The organism is Bacillus sp. JK74 (genome assembly GCF_053663395.1).
The window spans coordinates 301,854-323,296 of the sequence record NZ_JBSJQB010000003.1 but is presented as its reverse complement, the minus strand read 5'-3'; the positions used below and the strand labels follow the sequence as shown (position 1 = coordinate 323,296).

The following is a 21,443-nucleotide window of genomic DNA, read 5'->3' as shown; positions in this document are numbered from 1 at the left end:
CATGAAACCATTGGCGTATCGGATGCGGCCTGCCAATATCGAAGACATTATCGGTCAGGAACATTTGGTCAAAGAAGATAAAATCATCGGCAGAATGGTGCGTGCGAAGCACTTATCATCCATGATCCTGTACGGACCGCCGGGCATCGGAAAAACGTCCATCGCCACAGCGATCGCAGGATCGACAAGCATCGCATTCAGGAAATTGAATGCCGTCATTCATAATAAAAAAGACATGGAGATTGTCGTACAGGAAGCGAAAATGTCAGGCCAGGTCATTTTAATCCTTGATGAAGTGCACAGGCTTGATAAGGGAAAGCAGGATTTTCTGCTGCCCTATTTAGAAAACGGCATGATTATTTTAATCGGCGCGACGACCGCCAACCCTTATCATGCCATTAACCCGGCCATCAGAAGCCGAACCCAGATATTTGAGCTTGAACCGTTAACACCCGATCTGATCAAGCAGGCATTGAAAAGAGCGCTCACAGATGAACACCGGGGACTCGGTTCCTACAGCGTTTCGGTGGACGACGACGCGATGGATCATTTCGCACAAGGATGCGGAGGAGACGTCCGCTCCGCTTTGAACGCACTGGAGCTTGCCGTGCTCTCCACAAAGGAATCAAGCGACGGCACGATCCGGATTACACGGGAAACGGCGGAAGAATGTCTGCAGAAAAAAAGCTATACCCATGATAAAAACGGCGATGCGCATTATGACGTCTTATCCGCGTTCCAAAAATCGATCCGGGGCTCGGATGCAAACGCCGCCCTTCATTATCTGGCCCGTCTGATCGAAGCCGGAGACCTTGAAAGCATATCAAGAAGACTTCTCGTGATCGCCTATGAAGATATCGGCCTCGCAAGCCCGCAGGCAGGCCCCCGGGTGCTGAGCGCGATTCAGACCGCAGAACGGATCGGCTTTCCGGAAGCGAGAATTCCGCTGGCCAATGCGGTAATCGAATTATGCCTCTCGCCAAAATCAAACTCCGCCATCTCAGCCGTTGATGAGGCGCTCAAAGACATCAGGACTGGTAAAATCGGCGATGTGCCGAAACATTTAAAAGACGCCCACTATAAAGGGGCCCAAGAGCTCGGACGCGGGATCGGCTATCAATATCCTCACGATTTCGAGAATGGATGGGTCGAACAGCAATATTTGCCCGATCCGTTAAAAAACAAGCAATACTATAAACCGAAACAAACGGGGAAATTTGAAGCCGCCATAAAGCAAGTGTATGAAAAACTGATGAAGCAGAAAAAATAACCGGACAAGATCTTTCGTGTAAACGGCGGATTCAAATAAAAAAACAGCCTTTCCTGAAGAAGGCTGTTTTTCTTTTTACTTATCTTTAACCCGTTTAATGTCGATGTCCTTTAAGAGCTCCATGACAACATGTCCGCCCATAATCAGACCGGCCACTGACGGAACCCAGGCGTTGGAAGACGGCGGCATTTGCGCTTTGCGGATTTTCGCTTCATCATTCCCGACTTCTTTTCTGACGTCTTCACGGATGACGATCGGGCTTTCATCAGAAAAAATGACCTGTACGCCTTTTTTAATGCCCTCTTTACGAAGCCTTGTGCGGACGACTTTGGCAATCGGATCAGTATGGGTTTTTGAAATGTCAGCAATCTGAAAGCGTGTCGGGTCTGTTTTATTCGCCGCTCCCATGCTTGAAATTAGCGGAACATTCCGTTTCAGACATTCTTTCATCAGATGAATTTTATAATGAATCGTATCCGACGCGTCAATGACGTAATCAAGCGGATACTCAAAGAACTGCTCATACGTCTCTTCTGTATAAAACATTTTTAAGGCGACGACGTCACAATCCGGATTAATATCAGCGATCCGCTCTTTCATCAATTCTGTTTTCGGCTGTCCCACCGTCGACAATAGCGCATGCAGCTGGCGGTTTACATTTGTAATGTCAACATCATCTTTATCGACAAGCACGATCCGCCCCACTCCGGACCTCGCCAATGCTTCGGCTGCGAATGAACCGACTCCGCCGACGCCGAGAACGGCCACCGTGCTGTTTTTTAACGTGTCCAGCCCTTCTTTTCCAATCGCTAGCTCATTTCTGGAAAACTGATGTAACAAGAACCTCACTCCACATTCTGGTTTTATAAACTCGGCTTGTCAAAAAGCCGCTGGTTTTAGCGCACAAAAAATAAAGTCCCAATTGTGCCGTTGCAGCTTTCCTTCGTTTTGAACCCGCTCTCAGCAGGTGGGTGCCCTTTTTTAAATCTTGTAAGTCCTCTTTAGCGAATGAAAAGAGGCATGTACGCCATTTAAAAATGCGGGCTCCCAAATCAAAAAAATGTTCGGTCAAAACTAGGTGTACAACTAACACATCAGGACTTTATTTAACTTGTCAAAATCATATCACAGCAGATTTTGATTTTCAAGAAACAAACTGCCGATCTTTTACTGTTTCACTTTTCTTTTGACAGAAAGGTGAAGTTCTTCAAGCTGGGCGTCGCTCACTTCGCCGGGCGCTTCCGTAAGAAGGCAGCTTGCGCTTGCCGTTTTCGGGAAAGCGATCGTATCTCTTAAGTTTGTGCGGCCTGCAAGAAGCATAACCAAACGGTCTAAGCCGAGCGCGATTCCGCCGTGCGGAGGGGCGCCGTATTCAAAGGCTTCAAGAAGGTATCCGAACTCCTCCTCCGCTTCTTCTTTTGTAAAGCCGAGAAGCCCGAACATTTTTTCCTGAACGTCTTTTTCAAAAATACGGATTGAGCCTCCGCCGAGTTCATAGCCGTTTAAGACAAGGTCGTAAGCCTGCGCTTTCATATCTTCAGGCGCCGTTTCAATCAGGTCAAGATCTTCACGGACAGGCATTGTAAACGGGTGGTGAGCCGCATAGAAACGGCCTTCTTCCTCGTCATGCTCCAGTAACGGCCAGTCCACAACCCACAGGAAGTTGAAGAGGCTTTCGTCAATCAGGCCGCGTTCTTTGCCGAGCTTTAAGCGAAGCGCGCCGAGGGATTGAGCCACAACCTCAAACTTATCAGCCCCGAAAAGGAGCAGATCGCCTTCAGAAGCATCAAGCGCTTCAGCCAGTTTTGCCTGCTTCTCTTCATCAAAGAATTTCGCAATCGGGCCTTTTACGCCGTCAGCTTCAACTTTCACCCAAGCGAGACCTTTCGCGCCGTAATTTCCGGCAAAAACGCCGAGCGCATCGATATCTTTTCTGGAATAGTCGCCGGCAGCGCCTTTGACATTGATCGCTTTTACAACGCCGCCGTTTGCCACGGCTGATGAGAACACCTTAAATTCAGTATCTTTCACTATGTCTGACACGTCCGTCAGCAGCATGCCGAAGCGGGTGTCAGGCTTGTCGGAACCGTAGCTGTTCATCGCTTCTTCATATGTCATTCTCGGAAGCGGAAGCGGTACTTCAACACCTTTTGTTTCAAGCATGACTTTCGCCATCATCTCTTCCGCCAGAGCCATGATGTCCTCTTGACTCATAAAGGACATTTCAATATCAATCTGCGTAAATTCCGGCTGGCGGTCGGCACGCAAGTCTTCATCGCGGAAGCAGCGGGCCACTTGATAATACCGTTCAAAGCCCGACACCATCAGAAGCTGTTTAAAAATCTGCGGCGATTGCGGAAGGGCGTAAAATTCTCCTTCATGCACCCGGCTCGGCACTAAGTAATCACGGGCGCCTTCGGGAGAGCTTTTTGTTAAAATCGGTGTTTCAATATCAAGAAATCCGTTTTCATCCAAGAAATGGCGGATGGATTTTGTGACTTGATGGCGCATTTGCAATGTTTGAAACATCGCCGGGCGGCGCAAATCCAAATAGCGGTGTTTTAACCGGACGTCTTCAGAAACATCAGCCGCCTGATCACTGATCGGAAACGGAGGCGTTTTCGCCGTACTGAGCACCGTCACCGCTTCAGCTTTGATTTCAATTTTACCGGTTTTCAGGTTGGGATTCACCGTGCCTTCTTCACGGGCAGAAACCGTGCCTTCGATATCAAGCACATATTCGTTTCTGATTGCTTCCGCTGCGGCAAGGGCTTCCTTCGATACGTCAGGGTTGAACACGACTTGCACAATACCCGAGCGGTCCCGCAAATCAATGAAAATCAAGCCGCCGAGATCGCGCCGTTTCTGCACCCACCCTTTCAGTTTGACGGTTTCGCCAATCGCTTTTTCAGTTATCTCGCCACAATAATATGTTCTTCCAAACATAGCGTTCCTCTCCTTCACTGCTTTTGATCTGCCTTTAACACTTGTATCAGCTCGTCTAACACCACTTCACGCTGCTCTCCTGTTTCCGCATCTTTTACATTGATTTTATTTTGAGCAAGCTCATCTTCCCCTAAAATCGCAATAAAACGTGCGCCGAGACGGTCAGCCGTTTTGAATTGGCCCTTCATCTTTTTATTTTCATAATCGATTTCACTTGAGATGCCCGCTTCTCTCAGTTTGTACACAAGGGAAACGGAATAATCCTTCGCTTTTTCTCCGAGCGTCACGATGTAGCAGTCAATCCCCTGATTGACGGGAAGCTCTGTTTTCTCAGCGTCAATGGCTGCCAGCAGACGTTCGATGCTCATCGCAAATCCGATACCCGGCGCTTCAGGTCCGCCGATCTGTTCAACAAGCCCGTCATAGCGGCCCCCGCCGGCAAGGGTTGTAATCGCTCCGAATCCTTCGGCATTGCTCATAATTTCAAAAGCGGTATGGTTATAATAATCAAGCCCTCTGACAAGGTTCGGATCTATTTCGAACGGGACGCCAAGACCGTTTAAGTATTGTTTTACCTTCTCAAAATAAGCGGCTGATTCTTCATTTAAGTAATCAAGAATGGACGGAGCCGTTTTCATCAGTTCATGCTCTCTGTCTTTCTTGCAGTCAAGAATTCTGAGCGGATTTGTGTGCAGACGCGACTGGCAGTCTGAGCAAAACTCTCCGATGCGCGGTTCAAAATGTTTGACGAGCGCTTCCCGGTAGGATTTGCGGCTCTCCTGGTCACCAAGGCTGTTCAGCACAAGCTTGACATGTTTCAAACCGGCTTTACGGTAAATACTCATCGCAAGCGCAATGACTTCTGCATCCACGGCCGGATCTTTGGAGCCGATCGCTTCAATTCCGAATTGATAAAATTGGCGGAAACGCCCTGTCTGCGGACGTTCGTAACGGAACATCGGTCCGACATAATAAAGCTTCGTCGGCTGCACCGGGTTCGCAAATAATTTATTTTCATTGAACGCGCGGACTGCGGCGGCTGTTCCTTCCGGCCGAAGCGTCAGGCTTCTCCCTTTACGGTCTTCAAACGTGTACATTTCTTTCTGCACGATATCTGTAGACTCACCGACGCCTCTTGCGAATAATTCCGTATGCTCGAAGATCGGCGTGCGGATTTCTTTATATTGATAAGTGCGGCACGTCTCCCTCATAATTTGTTCGACGAACTGCCATCTGTCTGATTCACCCGGCAGTATGTCCTGTGTGCCTCTTGGAATGTGATATGCCATGTTACAGGCCTCCTTAATGTCTTTCTTCAAATAAAAAAACTCCCGCTCCTACTATACATGTATAGTAGGGACGAGAGTTATACCCGTGGTGCCACCCTAGTTGGAATGCCGAAGCATCCCCGCTCTGACCTTTAACGCAGGTTCACGTCCGCTGCCTAATGACTTGCAAAAGCGTTCAGCAGGGAACCTCCGGAGTGTTGTTTCGAGAAAGATGCAGTGCGGATCCGCTTTCAGCCCGGGACGGTTCCTCTCTTCTCCATGCATTCTGACCTACTCTTCTCCATTATCGGTTCAAAATCGTTATCATGACTTATGTACATCAATTTCTATTATAATAATGGGATTGCACTCCCCTGTCAAGTTTTATTCTGTCTGTTTTTCCTTGCGACCGCTTCTTTCGATAAGAGACCGAACTCCGTCGCCGTCTCTTCAAGAAACCCCGCCTTTTCTCTATCGCTCTGATCACTGAAGTGCAGATTTCCTTCCGCATCGTGCAGCGCGCGTCCCATTTTTGGTTGATATTTCATGATTTGCACACCTTTTCGCTGTATTTATGACTAGTATAAACAAACCATTTTATTTTTATTTAACATTCAGCAAGGAAAATACGATATTATACAAGAATGTATTTTAGTTAGTTCAGAAAGGAGGACAGCCATGAAGAAGAGAACTCTTGCTCTTATTTTATGCGGCGTCATCATCACAGCGCTTCTTCCGTCATTTCACACCGCAATCGCCGCAGAGGGAGAAGCGGTCATCGCGACAGACAAGATCAATGTCAGAGGCGGTCCCGGCCTGAGCTACGGAATAAAGGCTGAAGTAAAAAAAGGGGAAAGATACCCGATCGTTAAAGAAGAGGGAGACTGGGTACAGCTTCAGCTGAGCCCCGGTAAAACCGGATGGGTCGTTTCCTGGCTGATATCAAAAACAGCCGGGGGAGCAGACAATTCATCCGCAACAAGCGGAACGGTCACTTCCACCGATCCTGACCTCCGCATCAGAAAAGGCCCGGGGACATCGTATGAAGTCATCGGCAAACTTCCGCAAGGCGCGCATGCATCCGTGCTGGACAAGAACAGCGGATGGGTGAACATTTCTTATCAAGGCACAACCGGGTGGGTTTCTTCCGAATACGTCACCGCGGACAGCGGCGGATCGGATACGAAAGCAACTTCGGCCCGAAGCGGGTCAAAAAACGGGACGGTCGGCGTTTCTTCATTGAATGTCAGAAGTGCAGCATCACATGATTCAGCGATTATGACTAAATTATCACGCGGAACAAAGGTTTCCATCTTAAGTGAAGACCACGGCTGGCTGAAAATTGAAGCAAACGGGCAAAAAGGCTGGGCAGCAAGCCACTACATCATAAAGGATTCTGACTCATCGGACAGCGCATCGGGCTCAGGCTCCTCGAAAAAAGCGTATATTGTTTACGGCGGCACCAACTTAAGGAGCTCGGCCTCGACTTCCGCTTCTATCGTAAAAAGAGCAGATAAAGGCGCAGCCTACCCGATTGTCGGCTCAAGCGGCAAATGGTATGAAGTCCGGCTTGAGAACGGACAAACCGCATATGTGGCAGACTGGGTCGTACAAACGTCAAAAAGCGGTGAGGAAACAGGCGAAGCACCTTCTCCCAACACGTCAGGCGGCAGCGGCTCACTTAAAAACAAAACGATCGTCGTTGATCCCGGACACGGAGGAAAAGACAGCGGAACGATCGGCTACTCCGGAAAGTTTGAAAAAAACGTAACGATTAAAACAGCTAAGCTGTTAGCCGGAAAATTGAGAGCGGCCGGTGCAAACGTGTATATCACCAGACAGGATGATACATTTATCAGCCTGCAGGCCAGGGTTTCAACCTCTCATTACCGGAATGCGGATGCCTTTATCAGCATCCACTATGACAGCTATGCCGATACGTCAACGCGGGGAAGCACGGCTTATTATTACAGTCCGTCTAAGGACCGCCAGCTTGCCTCAGACGTCCATTCTGAAGTAGTGAAGCGTTCCCCTATTCCTGATCGCGGCGTTCTGTTTGGCGATTATTACGTCCTGAGGGAAAATAAACGGCCTGCCATGCTGTATGAGCTCGGCTATCTCAGTCAACCGCAAGAAGAAACAATCATACATAGCGGCTCTTACCAGGAAAAAGTGACAGACGGAATTGAAAGCGGATTGGAACATTATTTTCAATCATAAAAAAAGCTGCCGAACGGCAGCTTTTTTATTGTTTAGAATCCATAATCAATGTAATCGGCCCGGAATTCGTCAGCTGAACATCCATCATGGCTCCGAATATTCCGGTTTCCACTTTGACTCCTTTTTCCCGAAGGAGTTCGTTCCACTTTTCATAAAGGAGCACAGCCTGATCCGGTTTAGCCGCATTCATAAAATTCGGGCGTCTCCCTTTCTTCGTTTCGCCGTAAAGCGTAAACTGGGAAACGGATAAAATCTCCCCGCCCGTATCCAAAAGCGATAAATTCATCTTGCCGCTTTCATCATCAAAAATCCGAAGATTCACGATTTTATCCGCCAAGTAAGCGGCATCTTCTTCTGTATCTTCATGAGTGATGCCGACAAGCGCCATAATACCGGGTCCGATCCGGCCGGCGACAGCGCCGTCAACCGTCACACTCGCTTCTGTTACACGCTGAACAACTAATTTCATAGCAAGCTCCTTTTAGTTCATTACCCGGCGGACTGAATAGATGTCTCTGATCTGTTTAATCCGCTCGACCACTTTGTGCAGATGATTGATGTTTTGAATAAAAATCGCCATATGAATCGTAGCGACTTTATTGCGGTCGGATTTGCCGGAGACAGAGGAGATGTTGGTTTTCGTTTCATTTACGGCTTGGAGCACCTCATTTAAAAGCCCGAGACGGTCATACCCCAAAATCTCAATCTCAACGTTATATTCTTTGCGCCTTTGAACCTGTGATTCATGCTCCCATTCAACGGGGATCAAACGTTCCTGCGCTTCATTCGTTTTGACGTTCGGACAGTCATCCCGGTGAACGGATACACCGCGCCCTTTTGTAATAAAACCGACAATATGGTCGCCCGGCACCGGGTTGCAGCATTTCGACAAGCGGACGAGAAGGTTGTCAATGCCTTTTACGCGCACACCCGCTTCCCGTTTTCTCCCTTGCGGATAATGTTTCGGCTCGGAAGTGACTTCCTGAACGATTTTTTCCTGCTCTTCCTGGTCACGCAGCTTCCGTTCTTTTTCGGTGAGCCTGTTGGCCACCTGAAGAGCGGTAATGCCGTTATACCCGACCGCCGCGTACATATCCTCTTCATTTGAGAAATTGAACTTGTCGGCAACTTTTTGAAGATTTTCAAGCGTTAAAACATCTTTCACTTCAAAATCAAGATTTTTAATTTCTTTCTCGACAAGCTCACGGCCTTTTTCGACGTTTTCTTCCCGGCGCTGTTTCTTAAAGAATTGGCGGATTTTGTGTTTCGCCTGGGACGTCTGCGCCAGTTTGACCCAGTCTTGGCTCGGACCGTAAGAATGCTTGGACGTCAGAATCTCGACGATGTCGCCCGTCCGGAGCTTATGGTCAAGCGTCACCATTTTTCCGTTCACTTTCGCCCCGATTGTTTTGTTGCCGATCTCCGAATGGATCCTGTAGGAAAAATCAATCGGCACAGAGCCTGACGGCAGTTCAATGACATCGCCTTTTGGCGTAAATACGTATACCATGTCAGAAAACAGATCGATTTTCAGCGATTCCATAAATTCTTCCGCATCGGTAGACTCGTTTTGAAATTCCAGAATTTCACGGAACCAGGACAGTTTTTTCTCAAATGTCGCTTCTTCGTTTGCAGCCTTGCCTTCTTTATATGCCCAGTGTGCGGCCACCCCGTATTCAGCGATCTCATGCATCTCAAACGTTCTGATCTGCACTTCCAGCGGATCGCCTTTAGGCCCGATTACGGTCGTATGCAGAGACTGATACATATTCGGCTTAGGCATCGCAATATAATCTTTGAATCTGCCCGGCATCGGCTTCCAGCACGTATGAATAATGCCGAGTACGGCGTAGCAGTCTTTAATGCTTCCGACAAGAATACGGACGGCGAGCAGATCATATATTTCATTGAACTGTTTATTTTGCAGCGCCATCTTGCGGTAAATGCTGTAGATGTGCTTCGGACGTCCTGAAAAGTCCGCTTTAATATTCACTTCTTCAACGCGTTTTTTCACTTCATTGACAACCTCTTCGACATAAAGTTCGCGTTCCGCGCGCTTTTTCTTCATGAGGTTGACGATTCTGTAATATTGCTGAGGATTCAAATAACGGAGAGCGGTGTCTTCCAGCTCCCATTTGATCTTAGAAATCCCGAGCCGATGGGCCAGCGGAGCGAAAATCTCCAGCGTCTCATTTGAAATTCTCCGCTGCTTTTCCTGCGGAAGATGCTTTAACGTCCGCATATTGTGAAGGCGATCCGCCAGCTTGATCAATATGACTCTGATATCCTGAGCCATAGCGACAAACATTTTTCGATGGTTTTCCGCCTGCTGCTCCTCTTGAGATTTATACTTAATTTTACCGAGCTTCGTCACGCCGTCGACAAGCATCGCCACTTCTTCAGAAAATGCTTCCTTCAGGTCGTCGAGGGTGACATCCGTGTCCTCCACCACATCATGCAGAAATCCGCCCGCAATTGTGGAAGGGTCCATTTCCAGATCGACGAGGATCCCCGCCACCTGAATCGGATGAATGATGTACGGCTCACCTGATTTGCGGTACTGTTCGCGATGCGCGTCTTGCGCATACAGGTAAGCTTTCTCGACAAACGCAATCTGCTCCTCCGGCAGATAAGTGCGCGCTTTATCTATTACTTGCTCGGCAGTCAATACTTGTTCGTTCGCCATGGAATCACCTTTTTTAAATGTAAACTGTATTAGTTTATTATCAAGAAAAAAACGAGAGATGTAAAGGGCAGAAGTTCAAAACACCTAAAGAATCTGTCAGGATGATGAAATAATAGGAAAAAAGCACCCTGACACGAGTGCTTTTTTCCATATGCGGTTAATATTTCATTAATGTTAAAATATCGTAATCGTCAAGCTTGTCTCTGCCGTCAAGGTAAGAAAGCTCGATTAAGAATGCAATACCGGCTACGACGCCGCCCAGTTCTTCGACTAGCTTAATCGTTGCTTCGATCGTGCCGCCTGTTGCAAGCAAGTCATCAGTAATCAGCACGCGCTGTCCCGGCAGGATCGCATCTTTATGAATCGTCAGTACGTCTTTTCCGTACTCCAAACCGTAATCGACTTTAATGACCTCACGCGGAAGTTTTCCTTCTTTCCGAACCGGGGCAAAGCCGACTCCGAGCGCGTATGCAACCGGACAGCCGATAATAAAGCCGCGCGCTTCAGGCCCGACAACTAAATCAATTTCTTTTTCTTTTGCATATTCAACAATTTGGTCAGTGGCGTAACGGTATACGTCGCCTTTGTCCATCAATGTCGTAATATCTTTAAATTGTACGCCTTCTTTCGGGTAATCGGGCACAATTGTTACGTATTTTTTAAGATCCATCTGTTCTATGTCCTCCTCGTACTTTCATAAGCCTCTGAACCTTGGTTCATCAGCTTATTCAGCCATTCCTTCAGCTCATGGGCTGCGGAATAATTGAGCTTCTGGTCTAATTCCATCAGCTGCTGTTTTACCTGATAGGTTTGCGAATCTGCCAGGTCGCGTTTTTTCGCGCCGCTCACGACAGACAGCACACCATCTTCTATTTTAACAAAACCGAGATCAAAAAACACCTTTGTCATGAAATTGATTGTGTCAATTGACCATCCTCTGTGTCTCGCAAGCTCTGAGCCATGCTTGCCGAAGTCAAAAGCGCCCCTTTTCAAGAGAAATGCGTAAAACCACTTGAAATCATTCCGCGATGGAAATGAGGACAGGAAATGTTCTTCATGATTGATAAAAACAAAATAAATCCGTTCCGGCTTCTTTCCGTCAAGCAAATGCTGCAGGCGATCCGCTGACGGCGGCACATCCAGAAAAACGGCATATTTTCCGTCAAGCTGGAGGGCTTCCGCCTCGGATTCCGAAGTGATCTCGGCAAGCTCGCCCGACAGCTCTTTTTCACGGAGCTTCTGAGCGGTTTTTTCGTTAAAGCAGATGAGCACCCGTTTTTCCTTCGGCAGCGCGGTGACCGTGTCTTCCCACGTCCGCTTGCCCCGGATATCAAAAAGCTGCCATTCCGGCACCGCAGCATCTTTAATCATCAGCTGGGGCTTCTTTCTGTTGTTCCATTCATTAATGGACATCTCGCCGACAATGGAAATCGTTGATCCGGGAACAACTCCGGCTTCCAGCTCTCCTTTGTTAAAGCCGACGCAGTCAAGGACGGTGTAATCACTTTTCACCGTCATTTTTACGTGGTTTTTATTCGCTCCGATCAGGCGCACATCATCAAGCACGGCATTTTTCACCATCACATGCGGTTTAGGGTTAAGCATGCCGAACGGCGACAGCATATTCAATTCTGTAATGCTTTCAACGGTTATGTCTTCAACGCCGCAGACAAGATCAACCTCCTGAACGGGAATAAAATCCTCTTCCGTAAGGGTTTCTTCAGCCATTTGATTCAGCCTGTCCCTTAATTCCGCCACATCTTCAGCCTTCAGCGTCATTCCGGCCGCCATCGGATGCCCGCCAAAATGAGGAAGAATGTCTCTGCACTGTGAAAGGCTCGTAAAAAGGTTGAAGCCTCTGATGCTTCGCGCCGACCCTTTAGCGATTCCCTGCTCCTCATCTATTCCAAGCACAACAGCGGGCCGGTAAAAACGTTCAGCCAGCTTCGATGCGACAATACCGACGACTCCCGGATTCCAGCCGGCTTTTGCCACTACAATGGCAGACGGGTTTCCGCCTTGCTGCTGAACCATTTCAACAGCCTCTTCGGTCATGGTTTTCACCATTTTCTGCCGCTCTTTATTCAGCCGGTCAATATCCGAAGCCAGTTCCTCCGCTTCAAACTGATCTTCGGTCATCAGCAGGTGAACGGCGGGATCGGCCTGTTCTATTCTTCCGACAGCATTGAGCCTCGGTGCGACCTGAAATCCGATCGTTTCCTCATCAGCTTGTCCGATATCTCCGCCGGAAAGCTTAATCAGAGCTTTGAGGCCCGGCCGATTTGTCGTCCGAAGCCTTTCAATTCCGAGTGACGCAATTAATCTGTTTTCATCATGAAGAGGCACCAGATCTGCAACCGTACCGATTGCCGCCAAGTCCAGCATAGCTTCCGGCAAAGAACCCGTAAGCGCGTGGGCAAGCTTAAACGCCACACCGACGCCGGCCAATTCTTTAAACGGATAGCCGCATCCCGGCTGCTTCGGATGGATGATCGCAAATACGTCAGGAAGCTCGGGTCCCGGCTCATGGTGGTCGGTAATAATGACGTCTAAGCCCAGCTCTTTTGCGACTTCAGCTTCATGGACGGCGGCGATTCCCGTATCCACTGTAATGATCAGCGAAAATCCCCGCTCTTTTATGGAGCGGAAAGCTTGTTCATTCGGGCCGTAGCCTTCTGTAAAACGGTCGGGAATATAAAAGTCAACGTCCGCCGACAGCTGTCTGAGTGCCGTCAGCATCACTGACGTGCTTGTAACGCCGTCTGCATCGTAATCTCCGTAAATCATAATCGGTTCCCCTTGAGAAACCGCCAGTTTTATCCGATCAACTGCTTCCCGCATTCCCTTTAATTCATACGGGTCATAAAAGTCTGCATCCTTTGTATGTAAAAACAGCCTTGCGCTTTCGGCAGTATCAAAACCTCTTTTTACAAGCAGTGATGCCACAAGAGGTGTTATGTCCAATTGTTCTGTGAGTGATTTGACTTTTTCCTGATCCGGCTGCTGGATTTCCCAGCGCATTTTTGACGCTAACATAAATTCACCCCTCAACCACCCTATTATACTAGAGCGGACTGAGGGGTTTCAAATGTTATTCTGATCCTTTTTTCTCTTCAAGCATTTCTTCCGGCGGAGCGGCTGTTTTTTTGCCGTCCGAATCAGCCGTCAATTCACCTGCTGATCTGTTTTCTTTCCGCAGCATTTTAATTTCGCGCTTCAGTTTCATCACTTGAAAGATACCGGCTGAAAACACGATCAGCGCTCCCATTAACACAGAGCCTAAAATGACTAAAATCAGCGGCCATTCAGCGGTTCCGAACAGATAATCAACCTCAACCGCCCGCACGTTAATGACAGCAAAGATGGCGACAATCAGAGTAAATAGTAAAGCGAATATAATAGTCCATTGTTTATTCATGCGTCTGCCCCCAATTATTTTCTTATCTTTTCCCCCATTTTCCCGGGAGTAAACCCCGGCCTCAGGAAATCCGGGCAGTCAACTGCTCGCAGACCAGCTTTTTCAGTCCGCTTCTTTCTCCCGATATGACGAGGGTGTCCCCTTCTTCAATTACGGTATCAATACCGGGGCTCAGCTGTTTTTGCCGGTTTTTCTTCACGATCGCAATAATCTGGACGTTGTAATGTTTCTTGGTCTCCAAATCTCCGATTGTACGGCTGACAGCCGGTGCATGAGATTCGGCTTTAAACCACTCAATGACGAGGTCATCAAGCGCGACTTCCACAGATTCCAGCGCTTTCGGCTTATACGTCATCCCGCCTAAAATAGCGGAAATCTGCCTTGCCTCTTCGTCGTTAAATTCAACGGATGCCAAGCATTCGTCATGATCATTCTCATCGAAGTAATAGAGCTCTTTTCTGCCGTCATCATGAAGAATAATACTGATTTTATCGTGATTTTTCGTAATGACTTCTACTTTCTGGCCGATGCCCGGAAGCTCCGACTCACGAACGTTCATAAGAACCCTCCTACATGTTTTTACAATGATGATTGATTATGTAAGCGTATGTCATTATAGCAAATGCAGGTTTTAAGTTCAATGCGGCCTAAAAAAAACAGGCTGCCTTCCGGAAGACAGCCTGTTTCCTTTTACTCTTCGATTGATTTTTTCCCTCTAAATTCTTTTCCTTTCCATACAAGCCACAGCTGCGCGGCGATGTAAAGAGAGGAATAAACGCCCGTCAATAAACCGACCAATAAGGCGACGGAGAAGTTTGTAATTGACGATGAGCCCAAAATGAGCAGCACGACGACCACAATCACAACGGTCAAGACCGTATTGATCGAACGTGTAAAGGTTTGCTGCAAACTCAGATTCACGATGTGTTCCAGATCGGCAAATGACTTCGGCTTGCGTTTTTTCATCTGCTCGCGTATCCGGTCAAATGTAACGATCGTATCATTTATCGAGTAACCGATTATGGTGAGAATAGCGGCGATAAAGGTTACGTCAACCTCCAGCCTTGTAATGCTGAAAAACGCGACGATAAAGAAAGCGTCATACAGCAGGGATACAATTGCGGCGATAGCCATTCTGTACTCGAAACGTATTGATACGTAAATAATGATGCCGATTGATGCAATGGCGACAGCATATAAAGCATTACGGGCCAGTTCTTTTCCGACTGTCGGCGATACCGTGCTGACGTTCGGTTCAGATCCGTATTTGTCCTTAAAGTACGTTTTGATTTCAGCGATCTTTTCTTTAGATGGCTCTCCGACAAACCGGGCTGCGGCAACATGGTTCTCTTTACCCGAGAGCACGATGTTTTCCGGATCCATGCCGAGAGAGTCAAAGTCTTTTTCAACCTGCTGCGCCGTCAATGCATGATTGCTCTGCACGTCAATCCGCGCACCGCTTGCAAAATCGATTCCCAGGTTGAGCTTAAAGACCAGCAAGATGATAATTCCCGCAATGGTTACAGCGCTTGAGAAAATAAAGAAATATTTTCGCTTGCTCGTGAAATCCCATTTTTGGAATGCCGTATGCGGTTCAGTATTTTCATCCGTTTTTTGAATGTCCATAATATGTTTTTTCTTGACGCCGAACCAGCCTTTTTTCCGGTCAAGCCATCTGCTTTCCACGAGAAGGGAGAGCAGGAATCTTGAAAGGAAGACAGCTGTAATAAAGCTTGTCAGAATTGACAGAATCAGCATCGTCGCAAACCCTTTTACAGAGCTTGTCCCGAAAATAAAGAGCACGACCGCTGCGATGATCGTTGTGATGTTCGCATCGAAAATCGTCGCGAATGACCGTCTGTTCCCTGAACGGAAAGCTGAGCGTACGGATTTGCCGAGTTTCAGTTCTTCTTTTATCCGTTCATAGGTGATGATGTTGGCGTCAACCGCCATCCCGACACCCAAAATGAGAGCCGCAATACCCGGAAGCGTCAGCACCGCCTGCATCCAGTCAAACACTTGAAGCGTAATATACACGTATACAGAAAGCGTAATGACCGCTATGAGTCCAGGCAGTCTGTAATAAAGCAGCATAAATAAGAAAACAATTGCAATACCGATGATGCCGGCCTCTACCGTATCATGCAAAGCCTGCTGTCCGAATTGCGCCCCTACTGAAGTAGAGTATTTTTCGGTCAGTTTCACAGGCAGCGCGCCCGCGTTTAAAATATTGGCCAAGTCCTTCGCTTTTTGAACGGTGAACTGGCCTTCAATCGTGACATCCTTCGTGTTTAATTCCTGGCTCACATTCGGAGCGGATACATATTTCGGATGTTTTTTACCGACTTCTTTTTTAAATGAATCGCCTTTTTGGTAATCAAGCCAGATCACAAGCTGATTATTTGGCGCCATTTTCTTGACTTTTTTCGTCACTTCTCCGAACTTATCCGCATCCTTCAGCTTAACGCTGACAATCGGTTCGTTCGTCGTCGGATCAAAGGTTTGCTTCGCGCCGTTTTCCACGAGATCAGAGCCGTTTAACAGCTCTTTATCATTCGTATCCCTGAACGAGAGCTGCGCTTCCGTTGACAGAATTTCGCGCGCCCTGTTCTGGTTCGTGACGCCAGCCAGCTGAACGCGGATACGGTTATTTCCTTCAATCTGAATGTTCGGCTCGCTTACGCCGAGAACGTTAGCCCGGCGGTTCAGCGCCTGCACCGTGCTGACGAGCACGTCTTTTGTGATTTTATCGCCTTTTTTGACGGGCTGCACATCGTACAGAACTTCAAACCCGCCGCGTAAATCCAATCCTAACGTAATATTATCGGCAGCCGGTTTTGTAAAATACCCCAGCCCTGTGCCGATCAATAATACGATCAGGAAAAACGCAATCAAGCGTCCTTTTTTCATTATGTATTTCCTCCTTAAACCTATGCCGTCAAATCATTATCTCAGCAGTTCATCCAAAGCTTCCTGACCCTCATCGCTTTCCAGCCAATTAGACGACTTAAAAGCTTCAACGGTTGCATAGTTCATAAAATCGCCAATTTTAACTGATAAAATATGACCGGCCAATTCATGCAGCGGCAGTTCCTTTTTCTGTTTCCACTTTTTATGTATTAAGTATGACCATAAACTCTCGTGCTCAACATCATCGTATCCGAGGATTTTGAACTCTTCAAGTTTACTGTACAAGAAAGGCCGCAAATGATCTTTGTACATTTCGGCGGGATGTTTCTCCACTGGGCGCTCGCTCCTTTTTCCATTTTTCTCGAAGACTTGTCATGCTCGGACGACATCGGCGCATATCTTTATTGTATATGATTCCAGGTAGTTTGAGAAGGCAGGGGTTTATAAAATGGCAAAACAGACTTTTTTAAGGGGCACTCTTATTCTCATCGCAGCCGGGATGATTACGAGAATGCTCGGCTTTGTCAACCGGGTGGTTATCGCCCGGTTTATCGGTGAAGAAGGGGTCGGTTTATACATGATGGCTGCCCCGACATTTTTCTTGGCCACCACTTTGACTCAATTCGGCCTCCCCGTTGCCATCAGCAAACTTGTCGCTGAAGCAAGCGCGCGGGGGGACCGGCAGAAAATGAAACACATTTTAGTGATGTCGCTTACCGTCACTGGGATATTAAGTCTCATCTTCACGCCGCTGTTTTTATGCTTTGCGCCGATTATGTCCGAAACGATGCTGACGGATCAGCGCACGGTTTACCCGCTTCTGGCGATTACGCCCGTCGTGCCGATTATCGCGATCTCCAGCGTGCTCCGCGGTTACTTTCAGGGCAGACAGAATATGAACCCGCTGGCGTTTTCCCAAGTGCTTGAGCAGATCGTGCGGATTTCACTTGTCGCAGTCTGCACGACGGTGTTTCTGCCGTACGGGATTGAATATGCCGCAGCAGGAGCCATGATTTCGTCTGTCATCGGGGAGCTTGCCTCTCTTATTTATTTATTCATTTGTTTTAAAGCAAATAAAACAATCAGAATCAGAAAACAATTTTTCAAGTCGATTGCAAATGGAAAAGAAACCTTCCGCCAGCTGATGAGCGTGTCGCTCCCGACAACCGGAAGCCGCTTCATCGGAAATTTATCTTGGTTTTTTGAACCTATTGTCGTCGCGCAGAGCCTTGCGATTGCAGGAGTAGCCACCGCTGCCGCCACCAGCCAGTACGGAGAGCTGACCGGATTTGCCATGACGGTTTTGACGCTGCCCAGCTTTATAACCTATTCTCTGTCAACGGCGCTTGTTCCTGCGATCAGTGAAGGAATGGAGCAAAAAAAGCTGCAAGTTGTCGAATACCGTCTGGAACAGGCGATGAGGCTGTGTCTTTTAAGCGGAGGCATTTCGGTGGTTATTTTATTCTCTTTCGCTGATGAACTGATGTCCGTCATGTACGGATCAACTAATGCGGCGGTATTTGTTAAAGTGATGGCGCCGTTTTTTCTGCTTTACTATTTTCAGGGGCCCCTTCAGGCGGTGCTGCAGGCTCTCAATTTAGCCGGGGCCGCCATGATGAACAGTTTTATCGGCGCCGCTGTCAAAACCGGCCTAATTTTTGTTTTGGCGACCAGGCCTTCCTTGGGCATCATGGGCGCCGCACTTGCGATTGTAACGGGGATGGTCCTTGTCACCCTGCTGCATGCGGCCACCGTAAGCAAGGTGCTTCCGATCAGCATTAAAATAAAAGAATACGCGCTCTGTTTTGCCGTCATATTCATTTGCGGTTATGTCAGCCGCATCATCAAGCACGCCGTTCATTTTTCAGGATCAGAGGCTGTTAATCTCACAGGCTGGATTGCAATGACCTCGATTTTGTACATTGCGCTTCTTCTGTTATTCAGGCTGATTAAAAGGGAAGAGCTGATCCGGATTCCGGTCATCGGCAAGTTCGTGACGCGGTGAAACCGATTTATGGCTCCCCTTTTTCATCTTTAAGATCAATAAAAAAAGCGCCGTCCGTAAACGTGCAGAATGATATAACCGAAAGATCGCGATATCCTCTTTTTGCTAAATTTTTTTCAAGCCAGTGTTTATCTTTCCCGATTCTGTCCAGATGCTCGTTCTGAATGACCCCGTCAACGATAAGCGATGTTTCCATCTGCTTATCCTTATTGTTTTTCTTTTTGACGATTGACAGTTTGCCCGAAGACTCCAAAATGGCGTACGACACGTCAGAGATTCTATCGATGTTATTCTCCCTCAGCTGCATAAGAAGATCGTCAAAATTGTAGCGCTGCGATCTCATCGCCCGTTCATCAATTTTTCCCTGTTTTATAATAATGGTGGGTTTTCCGTCAAGCAGCTGCCGTATTTTTTGGCTTTTGAGCGAAATAAAAGCAAGGCTTACTTGAATAATCATTAAAACGACAATCGGCACTATTGTGTGCAAAAGCTTATCTTTTACATTTTCAATTGCCAATACGGCAATCTCGGCAATCATAATGGAGACGACAAGGTCTAAAATGCTCAGTTCTCCGATTTCCCGTTTTCCCATCAGTCTGAAAATCACAAGAATGATAAAATAAAGCACAATCGTACGAAACGTAATAATGAAAATATCTTCCATATCGCACCTCCAACGGTCATAGCATTTGCCATCGGCTCTGAATTATGTAATAAACGGGCTGAACATCATGCATTTACGTCTAATTCGAACATTCAGAGAATACATTTAGAAAAAGACGGGCTCCGGCTTGTCATATATCAGGCCGCAGAGCGGAGAGGAGATAAAAATGGAAGAAACGAAACAAGTGGGAAGAGGCGTTTTGTACGGTTTAGTGGCTATTTTTGCGGTGATGCTTCTTACAAGTTTGGCGATTTCGCTTTTACTGACGGTTACCTCAATGGAAGAATCATCTTTCAGCTGGCTGATCACCGCGCTTTCTTTTCTTTCTTTATTTGCGGGAGGTTTTATATCGGGCGGCAAAGCGAAGGAAAAAGGCTGGATGATCGGAGCGTTAACCGCCGTCTGTTTTTCATTAATCATCTTGCTGTTTCAATATTTAGGGTTCGGAAAAACGTTTACATCCGGTCAGCTTTTGTTTCATCTCGGCTTTTTGGGAGTCAGTATGCTGGGCGGCATTTTCGGAGTGAATTTGAAAGGAAGCAGATCAGCGTAATAAAAAAAGAGCGGATTCTCCGCTCTTTTTTTTTGTATGTATGAGCTTCGCTGTTATTCAGCGGAAGCTTCTCTGATTGCGCGGCGGTCAAATGTTAAACGGGTGTTATCACCTGTTTTAATGACGACCTTGCTTTCATCAATTGAATCAACAGTGCCGTGCAATCCTCCGATTGTCACCACTGAATCCCCTTTTTTCAGCTCTTCCTGCATCTGGCGTACGGCCTTCTGCTGCTTTTGCTGCGGACGGATGAGCAGGAAATAAAGCACTGCAAACATTAAAATAATAGGAACGATTGTGCCTAAAGTACCCATCTGTTTCCCTCCTTTCAAGAATGGTTTTATTTAGAAGCTTTTCGCATTTGGCTTATTATAGCCGTAACGCTCAAAGAACTCTTCTCGGAAATCACCAAGACGATCCTCCCGGATGGCTTGTCTGACCTGCTCCATTAAGTGTAACAGAAAATGAAGGTTATGGTAAGTTGTTAATCGAATTCCAAACGTTTCATTACAGCGGATCAAATGTCTGATGTAAGCGCGGGAGTAATTTTTGCATGTATGGCAGCTGCACTCTTCGTCAATCGGACGGAAATCACGCTCATATTTGGCGTTTTTCATATTCAGACGCCCTTCATTCGTAAACACCGTGCCGTTTCGGGCAATCCGGGTCGGCAGTACGCAGTCAAACATATCCACGCCGCGGATGGCGCCGTCAATTAAGGCATCCGGTGAACCCACACCCATTAAATATCTCGGCTTGTCCTTCGGTAAAAGCGGAGTTGTAAACTCAAGCACTCGGTTCATGACGTGCTTCGGCTCGCCGACAGATAATCCGCCTATGGCATACCCCGGAAAATCAAGCGAAACCAAGTCTTTTGCACTTTGTGTCCGCAGGTCTTCGTATTCTCCGCCTTGTACGATTCCGAACAGACCCTGCTCATCTGAGCGCCCGTGCGCCTCCAGGCAGCGTTCCGCCCAGCGGCTGGTCCGTTCCACAGAGCGTTTCATGTAATCATACTCTGCCGGATACGGCGGACACTCATCAAACGCCATCATGATATCAGAGCCGAGGGCGTTTTGAATTTCCATCGCTTTTTCCGGAGATAAAAACAGCTTGTCTCCGTTTAAGTGATTGCGGAAATGAACGCCTTCTTCTTCTATATTACGAAACTTGCTCAATGAAAAGACCTGAAAACCGCCGGAATCTGTTAAAATCGCGCGGTCCCAGTTCATAAACTTATGAAGCCCGCCCGCTTCTTTTACAATGTCGTGTCCCGGACGGAGCCATAAATGGTACGTATTGCTTAAAATAATGCCCGCATCCATAGATTTCAGCTCATCCGGAGACATCGTCTTTACCGTAGCAAGCGTGCCGACCGGCATAAATACAGGCGTCTCAAAGGAGCCGTGGGGCGTATGAACTCTGCCCAGCCGCGCTCCCGTTTGTTTGCATTCCTTTATAAATTCATAACGTATCGGTTGTTCAGCCACTTTGTATGAGGCC

Annotated in this window: 19 protein-coding genes, 1 other RNA gene and 1 other annotated feature; of the genes, 4 read left to right on the top strand and 16 right to left on the bottom strand. The window is 47.5% G+C overall.

Features of this window, described 5'->3' with window-relative positions:
* The first annotated feature begins 1 nt into the window (after position 1).
* The gene (locus ACWJJ5_RS11765) at positions 2-1,270 is read left to right on the top strand and encodes a replication-associated recombination protein A (protein WP_003152729.1); all 1,269 of its coding nucleotides are present in this window, start codon (positions 2-4) and stop codon (positions 1,268-1,270) included.
* 75 nt (positions 1,271-1,345) lie between these two features.
* Here the strand turns inward: ACWJJ5_RS11765 and ACWJJ5_RS11760 are convergent, their stop codons facing one another.
* From ACWJJ5_RS11760 to ACWJJ5_RS11740, 5 genes are all read right to left on the bottom strand, one after another.
* Positions 1,346-2,110 carry a tRNA threonylcarbamoyladenosine dehydratase gene (locus tag ACWJJ5_RS11760; RefSeq protein WP_003152728.1) on the bottom strand — a complete coding sequence of 255 codons (765 nt, stop codon included), beginning with the start codon at positions 2,108-2,110 and terminating at the stop codon, positions 1,346-1,348.
* 71 nt (positions 2,111-2,181) lie between these two features.
* A non-coding RNA gene (ssrS, locus tag ACWJJ5_RS11755) (6S RNA) lies at positions 2,182-2,374 on the bottom strand.
* A gap of 63 nt (positions 2,375-2,437) precedes the next feature.
* Positions 2,438-4,216, bottom strand: a complete 1,779-nt coding sequence (gene aspS / locus ACWJJ5_RS11750) for an aspartate--tRNA ligase (protein ID WP_007408199.1) — start codon at positions 4,214-4,216, stop codon at positions 2,438-2,440.
* 14 nt (positions 4,217-4,230) lie between these two features.
* On the bottom strand, positions 4,231-5,505 hold the full coding sequence (hisS, locus tag ACWJJ5_RS11745; protein WP_454022423.1) for a histidine--tRNA ligase: 1,275 nt from the start codon (positions 5,503-5,505) through the stop codon (positions 4,231-4,233).
* A 63-nt stretch (positions 5,506-5,568) separates the two neighbouring features.
* Positions 5,569-5,801 (bottom strand) — a binding site (T-box leader).
* Between the two features lie 60 nt (positions 5,802-5,861).
* Complete coding sequence (locus ACWJJ5_RS11740) at positions 5,862-6,032, bottom strand: YrzK family protein (protein WP_454022422.1); 171 nt, start codon at positions 6,030-6,032, stop codon at positions 5,862-5,864.
* Between the two features lie 130 nt (positions 6,033-6,162).
* Here ACWJJ5_RS11740 and ACWJJ5_RS11735 point away from each other — a divergent pair, with 130 nt between their 5' ends.
* Entirely contained in the window at positions 6,163-7,704 is a 1,542-nt protein-coding gene (locus tag ACWJJ5_RS11735) for an SH3 domain-containing protein (protein ID WP_454022421.1), read from the top strand.
* A gap of 25 nt (positions 7,705-7,729) precedes the next feature.
* On the opposite strand, the gene dtd is transcribed toward ACWJJ5_RS11735, so the two are convergent.
* From dtd to ACWJJ5_RS11695, 8 genes are all read right to left on the bottom strand, one after another.
* A complete protein-coding gene (gene dtd, locus ACWJJ5_RS11730) occupies positions 7,730-8,173 on the bottom strand; it encodes a D-aminoacyl-tRNA deacylase (protein WP_007408194.1) in 444 nt (147 codons plus the stop codon).
* A gap of 12 nt (positions 8,174-8,185) precedes the next feature.
* On the bottom strand, positions 8,186-10,390 hold the full coding sequence (relA, locus tag ACWJJ5_RS11725; protein WP_060674703.1) for a GTP diphosphokinase: 2,205 nt from the start codon (positions 10,388-10,390) through the stop codon (positions 8,186-8,188).
* Between the two features lie 157 nt (positions 10,391-10,547).
* Positions 10,548-11,060, bottom strand: a complete 513-nt coding sequence (locus tag ACWJJ5_RS11720; RefSeq protein ID WP_003152714.1) for an adenine phosphoribosyltransferase — start codon at positions 11,058-11,060, stop codon at positions 10,548-10,550.
* 5 nt (positions 11,061-11,065) lie between these two features.
* Positions 11,066-13,426, bottom strand: a complete 2,361-nt coding sequence (gene recJ / locus ACWJJ5_RS11715) for a single-stranded-DNA-specific exonuclease RecJ (RefSeq protein ID WP_454022420.1) — start codon at positions 13,424-13,426, stop codon at positions 11,066-11,068.
* A gap of 55 nt (positions 13,427-13,481) precedes the next feature.
* Positions 13,482-13,808, bottom strand: a complete 327-nt coding sequence (locus ACWJJ5_RS11710; RefSeq protein WP_003152709.1) for a LapA family protein — start codon at positions 13,806-13,808, stop codon at positions 13,482-13,484.
* Positions 13,809-13,869: 61 nt separating this feature from the next.
* The gene (locus ACWJJ5_RS11705) at positions 13,870-14,367 is read right to left on the bottom strand and encodes a cation:proton antiporter regulatory subunit (RefSeq protein WP_454022419.1); all 498 of its coding nucleotides are present in this window, start codon (positions 14,365-14,367) and stop codon (positions 13,870-13,872) included.
* Positions 14,368-14,498: 131 nt separating this feature from the next.
* Complete coding sequence (gene secDF, locus ACWJJ5_RS11700; RefSeq protein ID WP_070082161.1) at positions 14,499-16,718, bottom strand: protein translocase subunit SecDF; 2,220 nt, start codon at positions 16,716-16,718, stop codon at positions 14,499-14,501.
* A gap of 36 nt (positions 16,719-16,754) precedes the next feature.
* Positions 16,755-17,051, bottom strand: coding sequence for a post-transcriptional regulator (locus tag ACWJJ5_RS11695; protein WP_007408189.1), 297 nt, complete (start codon positions 17,049-17,051; stop codon positions 16,755-16,757).
* A 115-nt stretch (positions 17,052-17,166) separates the two neighbouring features.
* Here ACWJJ5_RS11695 and spoVB point away from each other — a divergent pair, with 115 nt between their 5' ends.
* Positions 17,167-18,723: a stage V sporulation protein B gene (gene spoVB / locus ACWJJ5_RS11690; RefSeq protein ID WP_025649680.1), complete on the top strand. Its 1,557-nt coding sequence runs from the start codon at positions 17,167-17,169 to the stop codon at positions 18,721-18,723.
* A 7-nt stretch (positions 18,724-18,730) separates the two neighbouring features.
* Here the strand turns inward: spoVB and ACWJJ5_RS11685 are convergent, their stop codons facing one another.
* Entirely contained in the window at positions 18,731-19,387 is a 657-nt protein-coding gene (locus ACWJJ5_RS11685) for a DUF421 domain-containing protein (RefSeq protein WP_003152699.1), read from the bottom strand.
* A 166-nt stretch (positions 19,388-19,553) separates the two neighbouring features.
* Between ACWJJ5_RS11685 and ACWJJ5_RS11680 the strand changes: the two genes are divergently transcribed.
* Positions 19,554-19,940: a TIGR04086 family membrane protein gene (locus ACWJJ5_RS11680; RefSeq protein ID WP_003152697.1), complete on the top strand. Its 387-nt coding sequence runs from the start codon at positions 19,554-19,556 to the stop codon at positions 19,938-19,940.
* Between the two features lie 53 nt (positions 19,941-19,993).
* On the opposite strand, the gene yajC is transcribed toward ACWJJ5_RS11680, so the two are convergent.
* Together yajC and tgt are read right to left on the bottom strand one after the other, a co-directional pair.
* Positions 19,994-20,254 (bottom strand): preprotein translocase subunit YajC, encoded by a 261-nt coding sequence (gene yajC / locus ACWJJ5_RS11675; protein WP_003152695.1) that lies wholly within the window; start codon positions 20,252-20,254, stop codon positions 19,994-19,996.
* Between the two features lie 30 nt (positions 20,255-20,284).
* The gene (tgt, locus tag ACWJJ5_RS11670; RefSeq protein ID WP_007408186.1) at positions 20,285-21,430 is read right to left on the bottom strand and encodes a tRNA guanosine(34) transglycosylase Tgt; all 1,146 of its coding nucleotides are present in this window, start codon (positions 21,428-21,430) and stop codon (positions 20,285-20,287) included.
* Positions 21,431-21,443: the final 13 nt, after the last annotated feature.

Coding starts and splice junctions, on each gene's coding strand:
- ACWJJ5_RS11765 (WP_003152729.1), top strand. CDS start 2: ATGAAACCATTGGCGTATCGGATGCGGCCTGCCAATATCGAAGACATT.
- aspS (WP_007408199.1), bottom strand. CDS start 4,216: ATGTTTGGAAGAACATATTATTGTGGCGAGATAACTGAAAAAGCGATT.
- hisS (WP_454022423.1), bottom strand. CDS start 5,505: ATGGCATATCACATTCCAAGAGGCACACAGGACATACTGCCGGGTGAA.
- ACWJJ5_RS11740 (WP_454022422.1), bottom strand. CDS start 6,032: ATGAAATATCAACCAAAAATGGGACGCGCGCTGCACGATGCGGAAGGA.
- ACWJJ5_RS11735 (WP_454022421.1), top strand. CDS start 6,163: ATGAAGAAGAGAACTCTTGCTCTTATTTTATGCGGCGTCATCATCACA.
- dtd (WP_007408194.1), bottom strand. CDS start 8,173: ATGAAATTAGTTGTTCAGCGTGTAACAGAAGCGAGTGTGACGGTTGAC.
- relA (WP_060674703.1), bottom strand. CDS start 10,390: ATGGCGAACGAACAAGTATTGACTGCCGAGCAAGTAATAGATAAAGCG.
- ACWJJ5_RS11720 (WP_003152714.1), bottom strand. CDS start 11,060: ATGGATCTTAAAAAATACGTAACAATTGTGCCCGATTACCCGAAAGAA.
- recJ (WP_454022420.1), bottom strand. CDS start 13,426: ATGTTAGCGTCAAAAATGCGCTGGGAAATCCAGCAGCCGGATCAGGAA.
- ACWJJ5_RS11710 (WP_003152709.1), bottom strand. CDS start 13,808: ATGAATAAACAATGGACTATTATATTCGCTTTACTATTTACTCTGATT.
- ACWJJ5_RS11705 (WP_454022419.1), bottom strand. CDS start 14,367: ATGAACGTTCGTGAGTCGGAGCTTCCGGGCATCGGCCAGAAAGTAGAA.
- secDF (WP_070082161.1), bottom strand. CDS start 16,718: ATGAAAAAAGGACGCTTGATTGCGTTTTTCCTGATCGTATTATTGATC.
- spoVB (WP_025649680.1), top strand. CDS start 17,167: ATGGCAAAACAGACTTTTTTAAGGGGCACTCTTATTCTCATCGCAGCC.
- ACWJJ5_RS11685 (WP_003152699.1), bottom strand. CDS start 19,387: ATGGAAGATATTTTCATTATTACGTTTCGTACGATTGTGCTTTATTTT.
- ACWJJ5_RS11680 (WP_003152697.1), top strand. CDS start 19,554: ATGGAAGAAACGAAACAAGTGGGAAGAGGCGTTTTGTACGGTTTAGTG.
- yajC (WP_003152695.1), bottom strand. CDS start 20,254: ATGGGTACTTTAGGCACAATCGTTCCTATTATTTTAATGTTTGCAGTG.